Source organism: Streptomyces sp. NPDC001933 (genome assembly GCF_042890955.1).
In the GTDB taxonomy this organism is placed as follows: domain Bacteria; phylum Actinomycetota; class Actinomycetes; order Streptomycetales; family Streptomycetaceae; genus Streptomyces.
The window spans coordinates 120,205-141,185 of record NZ_JBIASS010000005.1 but is presented as its reverse complement, the minus strand read 5'-3'; the positions used below and the strand labels follow the sequence as shown (position 1 = coordinate 141,185).

Here is a 20,981-nt window from a genome sequence, read left to right as displayed (position 1 = left end):
ACATCGTCGTCCCCCTCCCCGTTCCCGTTGCCGGAGTCCGCATGCCGCTGTACTGCCCCTTCTGTGGAACACCGGCCCCGGACGGGGCGCGCTTCTGTATGAAGTGCGGGCGCGAGCGCCCGACCGTCGCCGATACGGCACCGGCCGCCCCGCCCTCGATGCCGGAAGCGCCGCCCCGGCCCGAACCGTTCGGACCGCCGTCCCACCAGCCCCCGCCGCCCGGCCACACGCCGCCGCAGGCCGCTCCGCCGCCGGGTCCGGCGGTTCCGTCGCCCCTCGGCGCGTTCTTCGGCCGGACCTTCCGGGGCGACTGGGCGGGTTCGGTGAAGGCGGCCGCCTGGCCCACCGGACTGATCCTGGCCCTGGCGGTGGCGCTCGCCATCCCCTCGTACGGGCAGGGCGACGATGTCGTCGTCGGCTGGGGCGACCGGCTGCGGATCGCGCTGGCGATGCTGCTCCAGGCGTTCGGCGGCGGCTTCGAACTGCGGTCCACCAGCCCGGTCGGCGGCGAGAACAGCGGCGGTTTCGGCGACAGCGGCTACGGCGACAGCGGCTACGGCGACGGCGGCTACGGCGACGGCGGCTACGGCGACGGCGGGTACGACTTCGGCGGAGGCATGTCGCAGGGCGCCGCCTCGCTCTCCGTGGTCCCGCTGACCGTCACGGTGCTGTGGGTGGGCGCGCTGATCCTGGGCGCCCGCAGGGCCCGTGCGCAGGGCGGCGGGCTTGAGGCGGCGGTACGGATCGGCCTGGTGGCCTCCGCAGCCGTCCTGGTCCTCGGGCTGTTCGCCCAGCCCGATGTCCAGGGGGTGTCGGTCTCTTCCGCGCCGCTCCTGGCCACGCTCGGGGCGCTGGTCATCTCGCTGCTCGTCACGGGGGGCGTACTCCAGCGCGACGCCGCGGCACAGTGGCTGGCCGCTCGCCCGGTGGCGCTCACCACGGTCCGGGCGGTGGGGACGGCGGTACGGGCGCTGGGCGCCGTACTCCTGCTCTGCGGCCTGATCGGGTACATCGCGTACGCCAACGCCGACGACGTGGACGGCACCGCCATGCTGCTCGCGCTGCCGCTGCTGCCGAACATCGGCCTGGCGGTGCTCGGTCTGAGCTGGGGCGCCCCGGTCGAGTACGACGTCCGCGGGCAGGTGAGCTTCTTCGGTTCGGGCATGGAGCACGGCAGCGTCGGGCTGTCCGAACTGGGCGAGGCAGTGAACGGCTGGGCGGTGACCGGCGCGCTGGCCACCGGTGTCGTCTGTGCGCTGACCGTGGGGATCTGGGCCGTGCGACGCTCGGCGGACCGGCGTGAACAGGCCACCGCGGGCGCTCTGTTCCTGGCGATTTTCCTGGTGCTGAGCGGCGTCGGCGGGGTGTCCGTGAAGCTGTCGGGCGGCTTCGGGGACATGGGCGGCCAGGGCACGGGGGAGCTGGCGACGAGTGTGTCGGACGCGCTGCTGTTCGGCCTGTTGTGGGTGGGCGGCGCGGTGCTCGTGGCGCCGCATCTGCTGCGGCTGACGGGGCGGGCCACGCCGGTCGCGCTGCAGGCGCCGATGCCGATGCCGATGCCGGGGGCGACGCCGGTGTCGATGCCGGCACCGCCGCTGCCGGGCGTGGCTCCGGACAACCCGACCACGGTGGTCCCGGCGATGCCGACCCCGACCCCGGCTCCGACTCCGTACGACCCTTCCGCCCCGGCGGCCGCGATCGCGGCTCCGACCCCGGCTCCGACTCCGTACGACCCGCAGACCGTCGCGCTCTCCTCCGCGCCCGCCGCGCCGACCGCGTCCACCACCCCCACGCCCGTGGTCTCGCCCGCCTCCCCGCCCGACTCCCGCAAGCGCGCCGCCCTCATCTGGACCGGCACCCTCGTCGCGGCGCTGCTCGTCGGCGGCGGCGCGACGGCGGGAGTGCTGGCCCTGACGGACGGCGGGGGCGGGGGCGGGGCCGGAACCGTCGAGGACGGCAGGCCCACCGCCCAGGCCCGGAGCAGCCAGTCACCCTCGGCCGAGTCGTCGCAGCAGCAGACCCCCTCCGCCGACCCGACCCCCACCGCCTCCGCCGTCTCCGCGACCCCCGACGCGACCCCCTCCGCCCCCACGATCCCCGAAGGCTTCCGGCTCGTCTCCGACACCGCCGGGTTCTCCTTCGCCGTCCCCACGGTCTGGGAGCGGCGGAGCGAGAAGAACAACCAGATCACCTACGCGGGTTCCACCGGACGGGCCGAGCTCAAGGTCGGCGTCATCCACAACGCCCCGTACAGCTCGTACGACAACTTCACGACGCTGGAGCGGACCGCCGACGCCAACCAGAAGAACTACCGCCGCATCGGGCTGACGGCCAACACCTTCCAGGGGCGGCCCGGCGCGATCTGGGAGTACACCTACGAGGACCGGGAGAGCGGCGAGACGATCCACGCGATCGACCAGAGCTACATCGCGGACGACGGCACCGAGTACGCCATCTACACCACCGAACGCGACACCGAATGGCCCGACGCCCGGCGGATCTTCGACACCGCCCTGTCCACCTGGATGCTCAACGACATCGACTGACGCCCGAGTTCACGGCGCCGGGGTCACAGGGCCAGCCGGAAGCACACCACTTCCCGGCCCGTCCCCGGCGTCGTGAAGCTCTCCGCCCGCTCCATCCCCAGCCGCCGGGCCACGGCTATGGACCGTTCGTTCCCCGCGTCGATCGTCGCCACCACCCGCTCCACCCCGGCCGCGCGCAGCCGCTCCAGCGTGAGGCGCGCGGCGGCGGTGGCGTAACCCCGGCCCCACGCCGACCGGGCCAGCCGCCAGCCGATCTCGGTCTCGCCGACCGGCCCGTAATCGGTCCGCGGCCACGGCTGGGCGCCCGTGAAGCCGGCCACCTCGCCGTCCTCGCCCAGCACCGTCCACAGGCAGTAGCCGAGTTCGGCGTCGAGCCGGCGCTGCCGGGCGGTCCACTCCTCGTACATCGAGAGCTCCTCCGACGCACCGCCGAAGAACTCCATCACCTCCGGATCGTCGAACGCGCGATGCCAGGAAAGCGCGTCCTCGTCGGTCGGGACGCGCAGCTGTACGGAGGGAGCACCGGGGAGCACGGTCGACATCTGGGAGCCCTTCGGAAAGTTGATCAGCGGACCCCCATAGACTGCATGGGACAGGTGCCGCGCGGCACGTGATTTCGAGTCTTCGGGAGATCCGACCGTGACCGAGCAGCCCCTCTCCGAACACAGCGCGGATGTGATCGTCGTCGGGGCAGGCCCGGCCGGCTCCACGACGGCGTACTACCTGGCCAAGGCCGGACTGGACGTCCTGCTCCTGGAGAAGACGGCGTTCCCCCGCGAGAAGGTCTGCGGCGACGGCCTCACCCCGCGCGCCACCAAGCAGCTCGTCTCCATGGGCATCGACATCTCCGAAGAGGCCGGCTGGCTGCGCAACAAGGGCCTGCGCATCATCGGCGGCGGCGTCCGCCTCCAGCTGGACTGGCCCGACCTCGCCTCGTACCCGGACTACGGACTGGTCCGCAAGCGCGACGACTTCGACGAGCAGCTGGCCCGCCAGGCGCAGAAGGCGGGTGCGCGGCTGTACGAGCGCTGCAATGTCGGCGCCCCGATCGTCGACGACCGCACCGGCCGCATCACCGGCGTCAACGCGAAGCTCGGCGAGGAGAAGACCCCGGTCACCTTCCACGCCCCGCTCGTCGTCGCCGCCGACGGCAACTCCACCCGGCTGTCGCTCGCCATGGGCCTGCACCGCCGCGAGGACCGCCCGATGGGCGTGGCCGTCCGTACGTACTTCACCTCGCCCCGCCACGACGACGACTACCTGGAGTCCTGGCTGGAGCTGTGGGACCGGCGCGGTCCCCAGGACCGCCTGCTGCCCGGCTACGGCTGGATCTTCGGCATGGGCGACGGCACGTCCAACGTCGGCCTCGGCATCCTCAACTCCTCCTCCGCGTTCAAGGAGCTGGACTGGCGCGAGGTCCTCAAGGCGTGGTGCGCCTCGATGCCGGAGGACTGGGGCTACACCCCCGAGAACATGACGACGCCGATCCGCGGCGCCGCCCTCCCGATGGCCTTCAACCGCCAGCCGCACTACACCAAGGGCCTGCTGCTCGTCGGTGACGCGGGCGGCATGGTCAACCCGTTCAACGGCGAGGGCATCGCGTACGCCATGGAGTCGGGCCAGATCGCCGCGGACGTCATCGTCCAGGCCCACGCCCGCGCGACCCCCGCCCAGCGCGAACTGGCCCTGAACAACTACCCGAAGGTGCTCAAGGAGACCTACGGCGGCTACTACACGATGGGCCGCGCCTTCGTGAAGCTGATCGGCAACCCGAAGGTCATGAAGGTCGCCACCCAGCGCGGCCTGACGCACCCGCTGCTGATGAAGTTCACCCTGAAGATGCTCGCCAACCTCACCGACCCCACGGGCGGCGACGCGATGGACCGCATCATCAACGGCCTGTCCAAGGTGGCCCCGAAGGCCTGAGTTCTTCTGAAGTACGTATGCCCACGGAGGGGCAGCGACCGTCCGCCGGTCGCTGCCCCTCCGTCGTGATTCGGCACCGGCGCGGCGACCGTCGATGACGGTGCGTGTAGGTACGGATACTCAGACGCCTTGGCCCGTTTGAGTGATTGTGCGGACACGATGAGTTGCACCTCGGGCGTAACGTCTGTGCCGGCAGTCTCAGCAGCACAACGGACGTAACCGGGGCACGGGGAGGGCACGCGCGTGGCGTGGGACGAGTGGGAACAGCTCAAGGCGCAGGTGGCGGAGCGGCACGCCACTCACATGCAGATCAACGGCCTCCAGGCAGAAGGCGGCTACGCCAAGTCGGCCGGTGCCGGGGGCGGTGGCGGGACCGGCACGCTCAAGCACAAGGGCGGCCCGTGGACGCAGGCGGCCGGCACGGCGGACGGTCTCCAGACCAGCACGATCACCGCGAAGGTCGACCTGCGCAGAGCCCACGACGGCACGGTCGGCGGTCTGGCCGGGCTGTCCAGCCTCGGAGCACTCAAGTCCGTGCTCACCTCGTGGGACGAACGCCTCGGCCGGGTCCGTGCGGAGTGCGGTTCGCTGGAGCCGAAACTGCGGCAGGTGGCGCTTGAGTTCGCCGAAGTGGATGCCGGGGTCGGGGACAGTGCGAAGGCGGTCACGGTGCCGGGCACGAGGAGGGGTGAGTAGGCCATGGTTGCAGCATCCGGACTGACGTGGCAGCGGTTCCGCGACCTCGAACTCTCAGAGCTGACCGATGCGGCCGACGGCTGGCGCGCCGCCTCCGCGTTCGCCGACGCCGCCCGCGAGCGCGTCGACGGCGACATGAGCGGCAGGCTCGCCAAGACCCAGGACAGCGAGTCCGCCCGGGCAGCCGTGAAACGACTGAAGCGACTGAGCGAGAACTACCACTACATCCACACCGAGACCGGCCTCGTCCGAGGAGCCCTCGACGCGCTCGCCGGCGAACTGGGCGCCCCACAGCGCCGGCTGCGCGAAGCCCTCGACGACGCTGCTTCCCTCGGATACACCGTCAACGGCAACGGCAGCGTCGACTACCCGGCCGGCGGTAAGAACGAGCTGACCGGCGCCCCGATCCCCGGCGGCTCCGTGGTGGGCAACAACGGCCTCATCGGCGCCGGGAACCCGGGGCTGTACCACGATGCCAACGGCATGTACGACCCCGCTATGGGCCCGGGCGGCCCGGCACTGAAGAGTCCCAATCCGCACCGTGCCAGGGCCCAGGACGTCGCCGACCGCCTCGCCCATGCCATGCGGGAAGCGCACGAGATCGATGCGCGGTACAGCACTGCGCTCCACAAGCTCAAGGCGGCCCCGGGCCTCACGGTCGACACCAAGACGTGGGCGGACGTGGCCTCGGACGCCGACGCGGTGAGCCAAGCCGCCCAGAACTACTTGGAGAAGCACCTCCCGCTCGACAAGTCGCCCGCGGAACGCAAGGAGTGGTGGGACCACCTCAGCAAGGAGCAGCGCGAGGAGTACATGTCCGCGTTTCCGGGAGTGATCGGGAACCTGGACGGGATTCCGGCACTGGTGCGCGACGAGGCAAACCGCGAGAATCTCCAGCTGCTCATCGGGCAACTCGGGGTGAAGCACGATGAAGCTTCCCGAGAAATGCTGGGTGGCCTGAAGGGCATCCAGGAGAAGCTGGAGAAGGGTGGCGAGCCGCCGATTTACTTGCTGGGCATCGGCGATGAGGGCAACGGCCGCGCGATCATCGCTTATGGCAACCCCGATACCGCCGACAACGTCTCGGCGTATGTACCTGGGCTCGGCACCAAGCTGGACGCGGACTTCGCCGGTGGAACGGTGAATCGCGCGTTGCAGACAGCACTCGGCGCGCATCATGCCGATCAGTCCAGCAGAACCTCGTCGATTGTGTGGCTCGGATACGACGCACCGCAGGTGACGCCGGGCGATCTGGCCAGCGGCAACAGCGTGATGTTCACGAACGACGCCAAGACGGGAGCGCCTGACTACAACGCGTTCATGGCGGGGATCTCCGCAACGCACGAAGGCGGCGCCCCGCACGTCACCGCCATTGGGCACTCCTACGGCTCGCTCACGGTCGGGCTCGCAGCTCAGGAGAAAGGCGGTGTCCCCGGTGCCGATGACATCATCCTGGTCGGAAGTCCCGGTACTGGCGCGGACAACGCTCAGGATCTCAACGTGGGTAAGGACCACGTGTATGTGGGAGCAGCCGACAACGACATCGTCACCAAACTCCCGAACCATGAGGAAGCATCTGGCATGACCTCCGGCGCGGTTGGCGGAGGGTCGACCGGATTTGTTCTTGGAGCCGGTATGGCCGGCCCGCCGGGAGCGCTTATCGGTGGCGGTGCCGGGGCCCTCGTCGGAGGTATTGCCGGCTACGCGGCGCAAGACGCACAAACCGACCCCGATGAGCACTGGTTCGGCACTGACCCTGCGAGTAAGGGTTTCGGAGCCACGCGATTCTTGGTGGACGACGGGCCAACCATCATCGAAGACCACGGAAAAATGAAGGCGCATTCGAACTATTTCAATCCGGATGAAGATCAGGTCTCGGCCGACAATATCGCAAAGATTGTGGTTGGGAAGTCTGAAAAGATCAGCCTGGAGACGCCTCGATGAAGTTTTTGAGGACAGTGGTGCTGGTGACTGGAGTGCTGATCCTGACTGGGTGCGGCGCATCAGGTGATCCGGCCGAACGGGAGGTAAAGATGAACATGCAGGATGCGGCAGTTCGGGCGGATGAGATTCTCGACGGTACATTCGCCGCCATCAAACCGCCGGTGCACTGGACGCATGAGCGGCCGACCGAGGGAAATTGTGACGTACAAAGGCGTCGGGCGGTCATGACGATTATCTCGGAGGAACGGCGGGGGAGCTTTCTGGGGTTGATCGAGCGCTACTGGGAGAGCCAGGGATACGAGCAGCTCTCGGTGAACAACTCGGATATGCCGGCCATGTACTACAGGACGCCCGACAAATTCAATGTGCGCGTGCTCATCGGCGGTGCAGGGCAAGCATTTTTTGAAGTTTCGACACCTTGTGTGAACCCTTCCAAGGTGTCTCCTCCGAAGGCGGAGACAGTTGGCCCGAACTATTCCGGAAAGATGACCCCAATTCCTGACGTCAAGTCGGATTTCTGGTCTGCAAAGAGTCCTTCCTCTTCCCTGACGTGACCTTCCGGGAAGAGTGTCGCTTTCACCGACGCCCGTCAGCGGCCCGCCCGTCCGTAGCACCGCGCCAGTGCGTGGAAGGCCTGCTTCGGTTCCCAGTGCCAGTCGGACTCCGGGTCGTCGAACCGGTCCTTGATCGGCTTCACGACCGCGTAGCTCGCCATGTCCAGGTCGTAGCGCGGGACGGGGGAGTGCGGGGCGTCGGCGGTGATGAACTCGAAGGCCATCGCGGCGTACAGGCCCATTTCCTCGAAGACGCCGAGGAGCTCGGTGAGACAGGCGGCCTGGGTTCGCTCACTGCGCACCAAGTCGCCTTTGATCTCGGGCGGTTGCTTGGTGTAGTCGATGGTGTCCCATCCCATGCCACCTTGCTCGGGCGCCCCCGCATACGTGCACGTGCCGAACTCCGTGATCGCCACCGGCTTTCCCCAGCGCAGGTACGAGCGCAGCTCGCGCACGTAGTCCGCGCGGTCGGGGAAGTACGAGTAGTAGTCGATGCCCACGATGTCGAAGAGGTTCCAGTCGACCTCGTCGTCCTGGGCGGCCGCGTACGAGAGCTTGCCGCCGAAGACCGACCGTCCGGCCGCCGCGGCCCGTGCCGTGAACTCGGACAGGCGGCGCATCATCTGCTCCGGGTCGAAGTTCCCGGCCATCAGATTGCGGATCCGTTCCTGTGCGTCGTCGCCGGGCACGATGCCCGGCACGAACAGCCAGAACTCGCACCCCACGCTCAGATCGGCCCGCGCGCCCTGGCGGCGCAGCCGCTCCAGGTGCCGGCCGGTCTCCGCGAGGTGGTCGAGGATCTCCGACGCGGGGCGGTCGCCCAGGGTCGGCTGGAGCCAGATGTGCAGGCCGAGCTCGGCGGCCTCGGACGCGGTGGCGTTGAGACGGTCGACGCCGTCGCCCGTCACTTCGATCGAGGTGGCGTGCATGTCGTTCCTGATGGCACGGAGGTCCTTGCGCATGCGGGCGGTGCTCCATGCGGTACCGGGGGTTTCGCCCGCGCCGACCGTGTAGCAGATTCCTCGATGCGTCAGCCCCTTGCCGTTGCCGCTCCGCCGGTCGGCCGTTGACGCTGAGGCGGGGGCGCCGGAGAGGAGCGGTACGGCGGCCGCCGCGGCCCCGATCGCTCCTGCCCCGGCCAGGAACTTCGCCCGGCTGATTCCCCTGCTGCGTTCGTCGCGGTGCACTCTGACTCCCCGGATGTCGGCGGTTCGCGTAGTGCCGCAAGTCTGTCGAGCGGGTGCGGGGGCGGGCGTCCGCCAAAAGTCTGCGGGTGCGCGACCAAGGGATGAACCCGACGCGGGGATCAGCTACTTACTGATCGTCCTCCGGGACGGGTGTGGCCTGGTGGTAGTACATCTGCCACGTTGCGGCCGCACCCTGCTTGCGCCAGAGCGAACTCCGCCGTGCCCGGTCTCCGTCCATCGTGGTCTCGTAGGTGAGGTGCACCAACCCGGGTGCCAGCTGGACACCGGTGATCTCCGAGGGCTCGTAGCGCGGACCGCTTTCTGTCGCACCGTCCAGCTCGGGCAGCGCGGCAAGCATCTCGTCATACGTCCACCGCCGCCCCGAAGCGCCGACCTCCACGAAGTCCGGGTCCAGTAGCTGTCGGGCAACCGAGCGCGACATGCGCACGCTGGGGTCCATGAGGTGCAGCTCGCCTGCGATCGCTTCGCGTACGTCATCCGTCTCTCGGCTCATGCAGGCATCTTGGCCCAGGTGACCAAGCCCGTCGCAACCGAGTTACCACGCGTGGAGCGCAGAGCGCGGTTCGGTTTCCGGGGCGGCTGGTTGCCGTCCATCGAGCCGACTCTCGGATTTGTATACCACTTGCCGCTACTGGCCTCTCACCTCTGCCCGCGCACCCGTGCGGAGGTGGCGATCTCGTCTCCGACCGCACCCCCACTGCCCAACTCGCCCTGATTCAGCCGCCGAAGCGGCATCGGTGCGGGTGCCGAGCGCCGACCCGGTCCGGTTTTGCCGCCCCGATGGGTTCCCCTGCCACGGATCGTTGACCGCATCGCCGCCCCGGTATACCGTCTCGCATCGCGGAAGATGTATTCCAAAAAATCACATCGGGTTGGTTGAGCCATGACATCGAGTCGCCTCACCGCATGGAACGACGCGCCACGAGCGCAGGCCGTCGCGCACTTGACGGCGCGTGACGAACCGGGCCGGATCGGGGACGCCCACCAGGCGGTCCGGCGGCCGGTGCTCACCCCGTCCGCTGGAACCCCTGGCTCGCTGGGCCGCGCGCGCCCCGGTGTGCGGCCGGCGTCGCTGTAGATCCGGCCGGATTCACAGGCCTGTAGCGGCCGGTCGGCTGTCCATCAATTGCCCATCGATTACCCATCAACCGCCCATCAACTGTCGTACCCGGCGTTTCGGCGGCTGGCATCAGTGTGCCTTCGAGCCGCCGATGCATCGGCCTGCCCGAAATTTGATAAATGTCCACCCGGCTTAAGAATGCCCGCAGAATCGGAGGGATCTTCAATGAGCAGTCCCAATTCCATACCGGTCGGTGAATCCGACGGGTCCGGGGCCGAACTCGAAGGCGCGTACCGAAAGATCACGCTGAAGCTCATCCCGTTCCTCGCGGGCCTGTGGATCCTGGCCTGGATCGACCGGGTGAACATCGGCTTCGTCAAGCTGACGATGCTCGAAGACCTGGAGTGGAGCGAGGCGGTGTACGGCCTCGGTGCCGGCGTCTTCTTCCTGGGTTACTTCTTCTTCGAGGTCCCGAGCAACCTGCTTCTGCAGAAGATCGGCGCCAAGAAGACGATCATGCGGATCATGATCGGCTGGGGCCTGACCAGTGTCGCGATGATGTTCGTCACGACCCCGGCGATGTTCTACTTCCTCCGCTTCCTGCTCGGAGTGTTCGAGGCGGGCTTCTACCCGGGAATCATCCTGTTCCTGACCTACTGGTTCCCGCACAGCCGGCGGAGCAAGGCCTTCGGCATGTTCATGTCTGCCTCCGCCTTCGCCGGAGTGCTCGGCGGACCGCTTGCCGGCTGGATCATGACGTCGCTCGACGGCGTCAGCGGCATGCACGGCTGGCAGTGGGTGTTCGTGGTCGAGGGCGCTCCTTCCGTGATCGCCGGTCTCGTGACCTGGTTCTACCTGTGCGACAGGCCGGAGGCCGCGAAGTGGCTGACCCCGCGCCAGAAGGAGATCGTGCTGGCGGACATCGCACGTGAGGACGCCGCGCTGGGAGACCGCCAGCACAACATGCTCGCGACGCTCAAGCAGGCCCGGATCTGGCAGTTCATCGCGATCTACTTCTGTATCGTCGTGGCGAATTCGGCGCAGACCTTCTTCGGGCCGACGATCATCAAGGAGGTCGGGTTCGACAGCCCGGTCGCCATCGGCTGGATCATGGCGCTCGCCTATCTCCTCGGCGCCGCCGGGATGATCTACAACGGCTTCCACTCGGACAAGCACCTCGAATCCCGCTGGCACAGCGGGCTCGCCGCCGCACTCGGCTCGGTGTCGTTCGCGGTCATCGCCGTCACGATCGACGTCAGCCCCGTCATCACCCTGGTCGCGCTGGTCCTGGCGATCGTCGGCACCATGAGCGCGATCCCGGTCTTCTGGCAGATGCCAAACCAGTTCCTCGCCGGGGCGGCCGCAGCCGGTGGCATCGCGCTCATCAACTCCATGGCCAACCTCGCCGGGTTCGGCACCCCCTACATGCTGGGTGCGGTCGAGACCTCCACCGGTTCGTACTCCCCAGGGCTGTTCGTCGTCGCGGCCTTCGAGATCGTCGCGACCGTCCTCATCCTCGTGTGCATCCCCCGGTTCAAGAAGGACAAGCACACCGCCTCGGAACCGGCCAAGCAGGAAGTCGAGGCACCCCTCGCATGAGCAGCGCAGCAAGTTCCGCAGTGAAAGCGAATGCGCCGGGCCTCGACCTCCAGGCCGTCAACGCTCTGGACCGGGAGGAGTTCGTCCGTGTGCTCGGCTCGGTCTTCGAGCACTCCGAGTGGGTCGCGGCCGGGGCCGTCGACGCCCGTCCGTTCGACAGCGTCGAGTCCCTGCACGCGGCGATGATCGACGTGGTCCGGAGGCGTCCGCGGACGGAGCAGATCGGCTTCCTGTGCGCACACCCCGAACTGGCGGGCAAGGAGGCGCAGTCCGGGACCATGACCTCGGACTCCACGACCGAACAGAAGGGCGCCGGTCTGGACGCCCTGGCTCCGGCCGAGCTGGACCTGATCACCCGGATGAACGCCGAGTACCGGGAACGCCACGGCTTCCCGTTCATCATCTGCGTGGGCAACTACACCAAGCAGGAGATCTTCGACGAGTTCCGGCGCCGCACCGGCAACGAGACCGAGGCGGAGCTGTCCGAGGCGGTCAGCCAGATCACCGCGATCACCGGGCGGCGCCTCCGGGCGGTCGTCCGTGACGGGGCGCGTCCATGACCCATGAAGACATGCCGGCGACCCACGAGGACATGCCGTCCCTGAACGGCGACACCCCGAACGGCGGTGCCCCCAGCCGTCGAAGGCTCCTGCGAGCAGGTCTCGTCCTCGGCCCCGCTGTCATCGCACCGATGGGCATCGCCGGTCCGAGCAGTGCGGCGAGCAGCGCGGCGAACCCGGCAACCGGCCCCTCGGTGGGCAGGGCGAAGGACAAGCCGGCGGCACCACCGGTCGAGCCGAGCCTGACCATCCACGCGATCGACACCTACCGGGGGGGCGACCGAGGCCGGGCTGCGATTCGACCTCTCGGTCTTCAGGAACGGCCGCTACCAGCTGATCGAGAAGTTCGAGACGCTGGCCGGTGGGCGGACGAAGGACCCGCTCCTGATCCGCGATGAGCTGAAGACGGGTCGTTACGAGATCACGCTGCACCTGGCGGAGTACTTCTCGCGAACCGCCGCCGGGCTTCCGCAGCCGTCATTCCTCGAAGAGGTCCCCATCCGGTTCCTGGTGACGGACGCCACGCAGCACTATCACACGGCGATCCTTTTCACCCCCTGGAACTACTCCTACTACCGAGGCAGCTAACCCGCCCCAGGAGGTGACGAAATGGCCGGAATATCGACGCACGTTCTGGATATCGCCCATGGGAAACCAGGCGCCGGAATGCGTATCGAATTCTCGATACTCGAAAACGGCAAGTACCGGCTCATCAAGACCGTGCGGACAAATCAGGAGGGCCGGACCGACGAGCCGATCCTGAAGCCGGAGGAGGCGAAGGCCGGGCGGTACGAGCTGCTGTTCCATGTCGATGAGTACTACGACGGGCTCAGGGGGAAGCTGTCGGACCCGCCGTTCGTCGATCAAGTGCCCGTGCGCTTCACGGTGTTCGACGCGACGCAGCACTTCCACGTGCCGATGATCTGTACGCCGTGGAACTGCACGACGTACCGCGGCAGCTGAGCCGTGTGCCATTTACGCGGGGGCGCGGACCGGCCGGGATCCCCGGCCCGGTCCGCGCCCTTGCGATGTCCGGCGGTCGGAGCGCCACGGTCACCTGGACGGCACCCGGCGCTCCTCGTCGGCATTGGCATCGACGTCGGCATCGGCATCGGTGCGCCGTCCGCCGGTGGCGACCACACGGCCCCCGGGCCTGCGCGGCAGCAGGCGGCGGGTGAGGCCGGACTCGTAGCGCGGCTGGAGCAGCAGGAACAGGCCCACCGCGCAGACGAACGCGACCCCGAAGAGCATCCAGGACTTGGCGCCCCGTGCCGAGTAGGCCACGATCCCGAACGAGAACAGTGCCGACCAGAAGTACATGAGCAGCACGGCCCGGCGGTGCGAGTGGCCGAGCTGGAGCAGGCGGTGGTGGAGGTGGCCCTTGTCGGCGGCGAAGGGGGACATCCCGTTCCACGTACGCCTTATGACGGCGAGCACGAGGTCCGCGACGGGCAGCGCGATGACGGACAGCGGCAGCATCAGCGGAATGTAGACCGGCACCATCGCGGCCGAACCCGACCTGCCGTCCAACGACTGGTTGAGCAGGCTCGGATCGACCTCGCCCGTCACCGAGACCGCGCACCCGGCGATGAGCAGCCCGAGCAGCATCGAGCCCGAGTCACCCATGAAGATCCGGGCCGGGTGGGAGTTGTGGACCAGGAACCCGAGGCACATGCCCGCCAGGATCGCGGAGATCAGCGTGGTGGACGCGGCGGCCTCGATCCCGTAGCCGTACCAGAGCCGGTACGCGTACAGGAAGAACGCCGTCGCGGCGATGCCCACCGTGCCGGCTGCCAGCCCGTCGAGCCCGTCGACGAAGTTGACCGCGTTGATGGAGACGACGATCAGCCCCACGGTCAGCAGCGTGCCCTGCCAGTCGGAGAGGTAGATCCCGTCCGTGCCCGGCACCGGGAGCCAGAGGATCGTCAGCCCCTGGAACACCATCACTCCGGCGGCGAGCACCTGACCGCCGAGCTTGACCAGCGCGTCGACGCCCCATTTGTCGTCGAGTACGCCGAGCAGACAGATCAGTGCCGCGCCGGACAGCAACGCCCGTGGCGTCGAGCTACCGGTGAAGATCCCTTCCAGGTGCGGCAGATGGGAGGCGACGAGCAGCCCGGCCAGCAGCCCACCGAACATGGCCATGCCGCCCAGACGCGGAGTGGGCTCGCGGTGGACGTCGCGCGCCCGGACCTCGGGAACCACCCCGATCGTGATGGCGAACTTCCGTACGGGGCCGGTCAGGAGAAGTGTCACGGCCGCCGTGATGAACAGCATGAGCAAGTATTCCCGCACGGGCGGCCTCACATTCCGGCCCAGCGGGCCGATACCTGAGCCCGATCGATGCCCTCGCTGCGCCCCGGCGAGCCTAACTCATACGTAGTTCTGTGCGATGGGGAGTGGGGTGGGACGGCGGTGGGTGCAGGCGCCGAGCGATACGTACGTCAGTGGGCGGACGTGCCATTCGATGTGCCGGCCGCCGCGCAGCATGAGCGTGAACCCGCAGGGTTCGCCGCGGTGGAGCGCCCCCAGGGCCTGAACCCAGCCGCCCTGGTCCGCCCAGTGGTGGGCGCGGATCGGTTCGCGCGGCGTGAGGCCGAAGAGATGGTTCGCCCGGAGCTGGACGCGGATGGCGCGGACGGCTTCCCGGGGCGTGGCCAGGACACGCAGGTCGATCGGCTCGGGGACGAAGCCGGTGGCGGGGCCGTAGCGGAGGGCCTCGAACCTGAAGCCGTGCTCGACGGCTGGTTGTAAGGGGGTGAGGGGTGTACGCATGGTCGACCGTCCGATCGCGCCGCTTGCGCCGAGTGGCGTGAGAGGTGGGGGAGTTGTGGTGCCAGGCGAAACGGCGGGGGTGGGTGGATCCGCCACTCCGGCGACACAGTGTGACGGTAGCGCTACGAGAATGCATGGCGCAACTATGCCCCGGGGCATAGTTGGCCTGAATGGCAGGAGAGCCCCCGCCCTGGTCGGGCGGGGGCTCTCCTGGGGCAGGTGGGAGGGCGCTACCGGACGAAGTGGTCGAACTCGCCCGCCTTGACGCCCTGGATGAAGGCAGCGAACTTGGCGCGACTCGTCCTGGTCACCGTGCGCGGGGCGTCGCTCTCGCGCACCAGGATCTCCTCGCCCTGCCACGCCACCTCGACACACTGTTCTCCGCCACCGGAGAACGACGACTTCTGCCACTCGATGTCTGCGCTCATGCTGCGGATTATCACAGGTCCCGTGCGAGGTGGTGAACGAAGCTCCGCGACTCCTCGGGCCCGAGGCTGACCCGCTGGGCGAAGTCGAGCTGCATGCGGTACCGGTTCAGATCGGCCGCAGCGTCCAGGTAGGCCCCTCTGAACGGGGTGTCGATGTGGACGGTGTCCAGCTGCGGCGCCACACCGCCCGCGTACAGCACGGTCTGCGTCACCTCGACGAACTTCTCGCTGGCGAACGGGATCACGCGCACGGTCACGTCCGGCCGGTCGGCTGCCTCCAGGAGGTGCATCAGCTGGCCGCGCGCGACCTCGCGTCCGCCGACCCGCATGCGGAGACCGGCCTCGTGGACGATGACGTCGAACTTCGGTGGCCTGTCGCGGTCGAGCACGGCCTGCCTGCGCATGCGGTGCTCGACTCTCGCCTCCACCTCGTCCTCGGGCAGCTTGGGCAGCACCCCCTCGAACAGCGCCCGCGCGTACTGCGGAGTCTGGATCAGTCCGGGCAACGTCACGGACTGGAGGCAGCGCATGTAGGTGGCGTGGTGTTCCAGCTCCGCGATGTTCAAGAAGCCCGGCGCCAGTACGCCGCGGTACTCGTCCCACCAGAACTGGCCCCGGTACTCCCGCGATATGGCGCACAGCGCCTCGATCAACGTGGCGTCGTCACATGCGTAGAAGCTGGCCAGGCGGCGGATCCGCGCCTCGCTGATGCCGATGCGGCCCGCTTCCATGTGGCTGATCTTCGCCTGATCGGTCGAGATGAGTCCGGCGGCTTCGCGAGCGGTGCGGCCGGCCTGTTCCCGCAGCTTTCTCAGTTCGCAGCCCAGGCGCGCCTGGCGTGCGGTCGGGTTGTCCCTCGGTGGCATGTCACCATCCTTCGTCCCCGCGCAGTCTTGCGTGGTGCGGCTGTCCCGGTCCACCCGATCGCGTGAAGTGACAGTGGCAACCTTGCTACGGTGCGTTCCTGCGCCCTATGGTCCCAATGGGCGGCGCACAAGAGCGTCATAGGCCCGAAGTGCAGCCATCCGTAAGCGAGTTGAACGCTCACGGAACTCGGCCGATGCCACGGACCGCGCCACCGCACGACGCCCACCGCACGACGCCCCGGAGACCGCCTCACGCAGGGAGACCGCGTCATGACCCCCGTAACCGCTCCTCCGTCACCCGCCCCCTACCTCCCCCAGCGCGGTGAGCGCTACCGGCTCGTCGTGCCGAACGCCCCCACCGCCCCCAGGATCGTGCGGGACTTCGTGGCGACGGTGCTGTGGGTCGCCGAGCACCCGCGCCTCGTCGACGACGCCCGGCTCTGCGCGAGCGAGGTCGTCTCCAACGCGTACTGCCATACGGACTCGCCGCAGGTCCGGGTGGAGATCACCGTCAATTACCGGCAGGTGACGGTGTACGTGACGGACGACGACCCCGGTTCGACGCCCCGCCCCCGCACCGCCGTGCAACCGGACCGGGACGAGCACGGCCGGGGGCTCCTCCTCGTGGACGGGCTCGCCGCCCGGTGGGGGACCACCGCGTACGGGGTGCGGTCGCCGCACTCGAAGACGGTGTGGTTCACCCTCTCCGCCGCCGGGCGCTGAGGTGGCCCGACCCACGCAGGCCTCCTCATCAGCCGCCCTGCCGGGAGAGAACCCGGGCACCTTCGCGGCGCACGGCCAACTGCACGGGCACGGTGCGAGATCCCTGGGCGACAACCGTCCCACGGGTGTTCTGCTCCCGTACGACGAGCAGCCCGGCCACCACCAACAGCACCCACAGCACGGGGCCGACCGGGTTTCCGGGGGAGATGAACCCCTGCGCGGCAAGTCCGAGGAGACCGCCGGCGGAAAGCACCGCCGCGAGAACGACCTTGCCGAGGCTCAATTCCGACGCCGCACCGGAACGGCGACGGAATTCGAATCGGCCGAAAATTCTGGTGAAGCACAGCAGGAAGAGTCCCGAGGCGCCGACCCACAGGGGTGCCACCGCGAACCACATCGGGCTGCCGGGTTCCGGTGTAGCAAGGCCGAGTCCGACAATGGCGATTCCCGCCGTCATCACGAGCGCGGGCATGTGCCACAGATAGAGCGTCATGAAGCGGGTTCCGCACCACTGGAGTACGGCGGTGGCCATGGGACGCTCGGCGAATCGCGTGATTACCGGCTTGAGCGTCAGCCACAGTCCGAGCTGGCCGATCGTCAGCGACAGCATCACGGCGGTCGGCGGGCTCATGTTGGAGACCGGGGCCCCGGGCATTCCGATCATGGATGCCGGGTAGGGGCCGAAGAACACGGCGGCCGCGGTGAGTCCGAAGCCGACGGCGGCCAGGCCCGCCGATGTCCACCCGCTCCGCATGCGCAGGCCGCCGTCGGCGTAGTGGAAGCCGAACTGGTGGGCCGCCGGCCAGACGAACAGGGCATTCAGGAAACCGATCGCGGGGCTGACCTCGAAACGCAGTACGTCGACGACCAGGGCGCAGACGGCGAGAACGCCGATCACGCGCCACCCGTACCGCCGGTACCACCTGAACATCACCGGCGTGAGCGCCACCACGAGCACGTAGACGGCGAGGAACCAGAGCAGCTGGCCGGCAATCCTGCCCGCCATCAGCACCGGTTGCTCGGGCACCCCCGCGCCGATCAACACGTGGGGCAGCACCAGCCACACGGCCGCCAGGGGGACGACCGGCACCAGGAGTCGCGCAATTCTGCTACGGAGCCAGGCACGCGCCGATTTCGCCGACCGGAAGGAGAAGAAATTGGCGGCCCCGCCGGCGAAGAACACCATGGGCATGACCTGTGTCAGCCATGTGACAATCCACCAGCCGGGGCTCGCGAGAGCATTTCCGGTGCTCAAATGCCCATTCTCGTAGGCCAGTACGGGCATGAGCCAGTGCTGGGAAATCACTGCCAGCACGCATAGCGCTCTGATGACGTCTATGAATGGATCGCGGCCGCGACTGCTGCTGAGAATGCTGCTGCGACCGGGCGAATGCGCGTGGGTTTGCTGCATGTAAACAGCGTGGCGTCAGCAGGCGATACGCACAGTGAAGTGGCCCCCCGAATCGGTCGGGGGTCAGCACTTCGTGCCATGGTGGGGTTCTCCCCACCGGCCTCAAGGTGATGCGGTCCGTTCGGGCACCCCCTTGGTAGCCGTCTCAACCGGCGAACCGCCGCCCGGAGCCCGGCCCCGCCACGACCAGCACCAGAGCCGCGACCGCGCCGCCGAGCAGCATGACCGCCGACAAGGACATGTGGTCCAGGACGGCTCCGCCTGCCAGGGCGCCGAGGGCGAAGGTCGCCTGGAAGGACGCGGTGAACAGGACGGACGCCGCTTCGGGTGTGTCAGGTGCGGCCTTGGCGAACCACGTCTGCGAGCAGACCGGCACCGCACCGTACGCGACACCCCAGACGATCAGCAGCGCGACGGCTCCGGCCTCCCACCTGCCCAGGACCGGGAGCAGCGCGGTCGCGGTGGCGATCAGGCCCGCGGCGAGGGAGACCGCGAGGCGCGGGCGGCGCGCCACGAGCGCGCCGCCGACGAAGTTGCCGACGATCCCGGCGGCCCCGTAGACCAGCAGGAACACCGTGATCAGCGCCGGACCGGCGTGAGTGACCCGCTCCAGGAAGGGAGTGACATAGGTGTACGTCGCGAAGTGGGACAGAACGATGAGAAAGGTGATGAGCGTGGCGAACCGGGTTCCGGGCCGGGCGAGCACGGTACGCAGCAGGCCCGCGCGGGTGACCCGCGTCGGCGGGAGGGGCGGAACCACCAGGAGCATCAGGGCGAGTACGCCCACGCTCAGCACCCCCAGGACCACGAAAGCCGTCCGCCAGCCGGCCAGGCCGCCGATGAACGTACCGGCGGGGACGCCGAGTACGGAGCCCAGTGGGACGGCCGAGAAGATCACCGCTGTCGCTCGGCCGACCGACGCCGGGCGGACCAGCCGGCCGGCCAGTCCGGCCCCGATGGACCAGAAACCGCCGATGGTGACCCCGACCATCACCCGGGAGACCAGGACGATGCGGTAGTCGGTCGCGGCGGCGACGAGGAAGTCGGCCAGGGCCAGCAGGAGCATGAAGGCGCACAGCATCACGCGACGGTCGATGCGCGCCGTCGCCACCGTGACCAAGGGGGCGGAGACCGCCGCGAGGAGTCCGGGCATGGTCATCATCAGGCCCGCCGTGCCGTCCGAGACGGCGAAGTCGGACCCGATCGATGTGAGCAGGCCGATGGGCAGGATCTCGGTGGTGACGATCGAGAAGATGCCCAGCATGACGGAGAGAACGGCGAGCCGGCCGCGTAAAGGGGTGCGGGGAGGGCGGACGGTGCGTTCGGATGGGGTGGTGGCCGCGGGGGTGGTCATGGCGGGTGCCGTCCTGTGCTCGGTGACGCGGGGCTGTTCGCCCCAGTTCACAAGCGACGGTGGACGGTGTCCGGCAGGTTCGCGACGTCAACGCCGTCGGGCGGGGTCGAGGTCGCTTTTTCGCCGGAGGGCGGACACTTTTCGCCGGAGGACCGGAAACGGCGAAGGGCCGTCGCTCCCGAGCGGGGGAGTGACAGCCCTTCAGCGCGCGCCGCGAAGGCGCTTGTGAATCCGTGAACCCGGAAGGTCGCGCCGGATCAGAGAACGCGGACCGCGCCCGACGGCGGGTCGTAGGAGAGCGGGCGCTGCACCACACCGGTGCCGGAGTTCTGCGCGCCGATGAACTCGCCGCCGCCCACGTAGATCCCGACGTGGTACGCGCTGCCCGCGCCGCCCCAGTACAGGATGTCGCCCGGCTGGAGGTTGCTCAGGGAGACCTGGGTGCCGGCGGTGGACTGGGACTGCGAGACGCGCGGCAGGTCGATGTTGACCGAACGGAACGCGGCCTGGACGAGGCTGGAGCAGTCCCACGAGCTGGGGCCGGTGCTGCCCAGCACGTACGCGTCACCGAGCTGCGCCTTCGCGAAGGCGATGACGGCCGCTGCGGAGCCGGTCGCGTTCGACGTGGAGACGGAGGCGGACGTGGCCGAGCCGGAGGTCGTGCTGAGCGTCGTACGGGCGGTGGAGCGGGAAGCGCGCTCGGCGGCCTCCGCCTTGGCCTTGGCGGCCGCCTCCGCCTTCTTCTTGGCCTCTGCCTTGCGGACCGCCTCGGCCTTGGCCTTCTTGGCGGTCTTGGCCGCGGTGGTGGCTGCGGCGTCCTCCTGGGCCTGCGTCTGCAGGTCCAGGGCGACCTGCTGCGTGGCCTGGGCGGACGCGGCGACGGCGGTGGAGAGCCCGGAGGTGATGGTGGGCATCTCGATGGTCTGGGTCACCGGCTCGGCCTGGGCCGGACCGGCAGCGCCTGCGACCGCGATGGTGCTGAGGACGCCACCGGCAACTCCGGCCCGCAGCGCCGTCTTCGAGGCGTTTCGGCGGGGCTTCCGGTGGCTGGGTATGTGAGCGGTGTGGGACATGAGTACTAGCGCTATCAGGGCCCTGGGGTTCCCATCAAGAAACGTGTGTTGCGACACAGTTACGTACGGAATCTGTGAATCCGCTTTCCGAGGGCCCTTATTGACGCCGTAACGGGCAAAACGGGCATGCTTGAACACGGCTGTGATCACGGGCTTTCGGCAATACGCCCGAATTGCCCGCCGCTTACCATCCGTTCACACCGATGGCCAAGCCCGCTTTTGTAGGGGCATTGATGAAGTGACGCAGGTCACAGTGTG

General features: G+C 68.7%; 19 protein-coding genes and 1 pseudogene. 10 read left to right on the top strand and 10 right to left on the bottom strand.

The window, feature by feature from the left end:
* The first annotated feature begins 41 nt into the window (after positions 1-41).
* The gene (locus ACFYY7_RS14370; protein ID WP_388661377.1) at positions 42-2,546 is read left to right on the top strand and encodes a zinc-ribbon domain-containing protein; all 2,505 of its coding nucleotides are present in this window, start codon (positions 42-44) and stop codon (positions 2,544-2,546) included.
* A 23-nt stretch (positions 2,547-2,569) separates the two neighbouring features.
* Here ACFYY7_RS14370 and ACFYY7_RS14365 read toward each other — a convergent pair whose 3' ends face one another.
* Positions 2,570-3,088: a GNAT family N-acetyltransferase gene (locus tag ACFYY7_RS14365; protein ID WP_388661374.1), complete on the bottom strand. Its 519-nt coding sequence runs from the start codon at positions 3,086-3,088 to the stop codon at positions 2,570-2,572.
* A gap of 97 nt (positions 3,089-3,185) precedes the next feature.
* On the opposite strand from ACFYY7_RS14365, the gene ACFYY7_RS14360 reads away from it, so the two are divergent.
* The 4 genes from ACFYY7_RS14360 (at position 3,186) to ACFYY7_RS14345 (ending at position 7,666) form a co-directional block, all read left to right on the top strand.
* A complete protein-coding gene (locus ACFYY7_RS14360; RefSeq protein ID WP_072485638.1) occupies positions 3,186-4,472 on the top strand; it encodes a geranylgeranyl reductase family protein in 1,287 nt (428 codons plus the stop codon).
* 243 nt (positions 4,473-4,715) lie between these two features.
* A complete protein-coding gene (locus ACFYY7_RS14355) occupies positions 4,716-5,168 on the top strand; it encodes an amino acid ABC transporter permease (protein ID WP_388661370.1) in 453 nt (150 codons plus the stop codon).
* 3 nt (positions 5,169-5,171) lie between these two features.
* The gene (locus tag ACFYY7_RS14350) at positions 5,172-7,112 is read left to right on the top strand and encodes an alpha/beta hydrolase (RefSeq protein WP_388661367.1); all 1,941 of its coding nucleotides are present in this window, start codon (positions 5,172-5,174) and stop codon (positions 7,110-7,112) included.
* A 23-nt stretch (positions 7,113-7,135) separates the two neighbouring features.
* The gene (locus tag ACFYY7_RS14345; protein WP_388661364.1) at positions 7,136-7,666 is read left to right on the top strand and encodes a hypothetical protein; all 531 of its coding nucleotides are present in this window, start codon (positions 7,136-7,138) and stop codon (positions 7,664-7,666) included.
* A 35-nt stretch (positions 7,667-7,701) separates the two neighbouring features.
* Here ACFYY7_RS14345 and ACFYY7_RS14340 read toward each other — a convergent pair whose 3' ends face one another.
* Together ACFYY7_RS14340 and ACFYY7_RS14335 are read right to left on the bottom strand one after the other, a co-directional pair.
* Positions 7,702-8,853, bottom strand: coding sequence for an abortive phage infection protein (locus ACFYY7_RS14340; RefSeq protein ID WP_388661361.1), 1,152 nt, complete (start codon positions 8,851-8,853; stop codon positions 7,702-7,704).
* Between the two features lie 127 nt (positions 8,854-8,980).
* Positions 8,981-9,367 (bottom strand): DUF4440 domain-containing protein, encoded by a 387-nt coding sequence (locus ACFYY7_RS14335; RefSeq protein ID WP_388661358.1) that lies wholly within the window; start codon positions 9,365-9,367, stop codon positions 8,981-8,983.
* 792 nt (positions 9,368-10,159) lie between these two features.
* Here ACFYY7_RS14335 and ACFYY7_RS14330 point away from each other — a divergent pair.
* The 4 genes and pseudogenes from ACFYY7_RS14330 to uraH all read left to right on the top strand — a co-directional run bounded on the left by ACFYY7_RS14330 (position 10,160) and on the right by uraH (position 13,056).
* Positions 10,160-11,533 (top strand): MFS transporter, encoded by a 1,374-nt coding sequence (locus ACFYY7_RS14330; protein ID WP_388661355.1) that lies wholly within the window; start codon positions 10,160-10,162, stop codon positions 11,531-11,533.
* Positions 11,530-12,093, top strand: a complete 564-nt coding sequence (gene uraD / locus ACFYY7_RS14325) for a 2-oxo-4-hydroxy-4-carboxy-5-ureidoimidazoline decarboxylase (protein WP_388661352.1) — start codon at positions 11,530-11,532, stop codon at positions 12,091-12,093. Before ACFYY7_RS14330 ends, uraD begins: the two co-directional genes overlap by 4 nt.
* A gap of 285 nt (positions 12,094-12,378) precedes the next feature.
* Positions 12,379-12,681 (top strand): annotated as a pseudogene (locus ACFYY7_RS14320) (hydroxyisourate hydrolase); the annotation flags it as partial.
* A 21-nt stretch (positions 12,682-12,702) separates the two neighbouring features.
* Complete coding sequence (gene uraH, locus ACFYY7_RS14315; protein WP_388661349.1) at positions 12,703-13,056, top strand: hydroxyisourate hydrolase; 354 nt, start codon at positions 12,703-12,705, stop codon at positions 13,054-13,056.
* Positions 13,057-13,146: 90 nt separating this feature from the next.
* On the opposite strand, the gene ACFYY7_RS14310 is transcribed toward uraH, so the two are convergent.
* The 4 genes from ACFYY7_RS14310 to ACFYY7_RS14295 form a co-directional block, all read right to left on the bottom strand.
* The gene (locus ACFYY7_RS14310) at positions 13,147-14,370 is read right to left on the bottom strand and encodes an MraY family glycosyltransferase (RefSeq protein ID WP_388661346.1); all 1,224 of its coding nucleotides are present in this window, start codon (positions 14,368-14,370) and stop codon (positions 13,147-13,149) included.
* 96 nt (positions 14,371-14,466) lie between these two features.
* Positions 14,467-14,868: a hypothetical protein gene (locus tag ACFYY7_RS14305; RefSeq protein ID WP_388661343.1), complete on the bottom strand. Its 402-nt coding sequence runs from the start codon at positions 14,866-14,868 to the stop codon at positions 14,467-14,469.
* A gap of 230 nt (positions 14,869-15,098) precedes the next feature.
* Positions 15,099-15,296, bottom strand: coding sequence for a DUF397 domain-containing protein (locus ACFYY7_RS14300; protein ID WP_388661340.1), 198 nt, complete (start codon positions 15,294-15,296; stop codon positions 15,099-15,101).
* Positions 15,297-15,307: 11 nt separating this feature from the next.
* A complete protein-coding gene (locus tag ACFYY7_RS14295) occupies positions 15,308-16,162 on the bottom strand; it encodes a helix-turn-helix domain-containing protein (RefSeq protein WP_376310365.1) in 855 nt (284 codons plus the stop codon).
* A 270-nt stretch (positions 16,163-16,432) separates the two neighbouring features.
* Here ACFYY7_RS14295 and ACFYY7_RS14290 point away from each other — a divergent pair, with 270 nt between their 5' ends.
* Complete coding sequence (locus ACFYY7_RS14290) at positions 16,433-16,885, top strand: ATP-binding protein (protein ID WP_388661336.1); 453 nt, start codon at positions 16,433-16,435, stop codon at positions 16,883-16,885.
* Between the two features lie 28 nt (positions 16,886-16,913).
* On the opposite strand, the gene ACFYY7_RS14285 is transcribed toward ACFYY7_RS14290, so the two are convergent.
* The 3 genes from ACFYY7_RS14285 to ACFYY7_RS14275 all read right to left on the bottom strand — a co-directional run bounded on the left by ACFYY7_RS14285 (position 16,914) and on the right by ACFYY7_RS14275 (position 20,723).
* Positions 16,914-18,296: an acyltransferase gene (locus ACFYY7_RS14285; RefSeq protein ID WP_388661334.1), complete on the bottom strand. Its 1,383-nt coding sequence runs from the start codon at positions 18,294-18,296 to the stop codon at positions 16,914-16,916.
* Between the two features lie 145 nt (positions 18,297-18,441).
* The gene (locus ACFYY7_RS14280; protein WP_388661331.1) at positions 18,442-19,650 is read right to left on the bottom strand and encodes an MFS transporter; all 1,209 of its coding nucleotides are present in this window, start codon (positions 19,648-19,650) and stop codon (positions 18,442-18,444) included.
* Between the two features lie 257 nt (positions 19,651-19,907).
* Positions 19,908-20,723, bottom strand: a complete 816-nt coding sequence (locus tag ACFYY7_RS14275) for a C40 family peptidase (protein ID WP_388661328.1) — start codon at positions 20,721-20,723, stop codon at positions 19,908-19,910.
* Between the last annotated feature and the right edge of the window lie 258 nt (positions 20,724-20,981).

Bases quoted from the DNA above. Each gene is read 5' to 3' on its own strand.
- ACFYY7_RS14330 (WP_388661355.1), top strand. From the start codon at position 10,160: ATGAGCAGTCCCAATTCCATACCGGTCGGTGAATCCGACGGGTCCGGG.
- ACFYY7_RS14285 (WP_388661334.1), bottom strand. From the start codon at position 18,296: ATGCAGCAAACCCACGCGCATTCGCCCGGTCGCAGCAGCATTCTCAGC.
- uraD (WP_388661352.1), top strand. From the start codon at position 11,530: ATGAGCAGCGCAGCAAGTTCCGCAGTGAAAGCGAATGCGCCGGGCCTC.
- ACFYY7_RS14290 (WP_388661336.1), top strand. From the start codon at position 16,433: ATGACCCCCGTAACCGCTCCTCCGTCACCCGCCCCCTACCTCCCCCAG.
- ACFYY7_RS14300 (WP_388661340.1), bottom strand. From the start codon at position 15,296: ATGAGCGCAGACATCGAGTGGCAGAAGTCGTCGTTCTCCGGTGGCGGA.
- uraH (WP_388661349.1), top strand. From the start codon at position 12,703: ATGGCCGGAATATCGACGCACGTTCTGGATATCGCCCATGGGAAACCA.
- ACFYY7_RS14280 (WP_388661331.1), bottom strand. From the start codon at position 19,650: ATGACCACCCCCGCGGCCACCACCCCATCCGAACGCACCGTCCGCCCT.
- ACFYY7_RS14370 (WP_388661377.1), top strand. From the start codon at position 42: ATGCCGCTGTACTGCCCCTTCTGTGGAACACCGGCCCCGGACGGGGCG.
- ACFYY7_RS14365 (WP_388661374.1), bottom strand. From the start codon at position 3,088: ATGTCGACCGTGCTCCCCGGTGCTCCCTCCGTACAGCTGCGCGTCCCG.
- ACFYY7_RS14305 (WP_388661343.1), bottom strand. From the start codon at position 14,868: ATGCGTACACCCCTCACCCCCTTACAACCAGCCGTCGAGCACGGCTTC.
- ACFYY7_RS14275 (WP_388661328.1), bottom strand. From the start codon at position 20,723: ATGTCCCACACCGCTCACATACCCAGCCACCGGAAGCCCCGCCGAAAC.
- ACFYY7_RS14335 (WP_388661358.1), bottom strand. From the start codon at position 9,367: ATGAGCCGAGAGACGGATGACGTACGCGAAGCGATCGCAGGCGAGCTG.
- ACFYY7_RS14295 (WP_376310365.1), bottom strand. From the start codon at position 16,162: ATGCCACCGAGGGACAACCCGACCGCACGCCAGGCGCGCCTGGGCTGC.
- ACFYY7_RS14310 (WP_388661346.1), bottom strand. From the start codon at position 14,370: ATGCTGTTCATCACGGCGGCCGTGACACTTCTCCTGACCGGCCCCGTA.
- ACFYY7_RS14350 (WP_388661367.1), top strand. From the start codon at position 5,172: ATGGTTGCAGCATCCGGACTGACGTGGCAGCGGTTCCGCGACCTCGAA.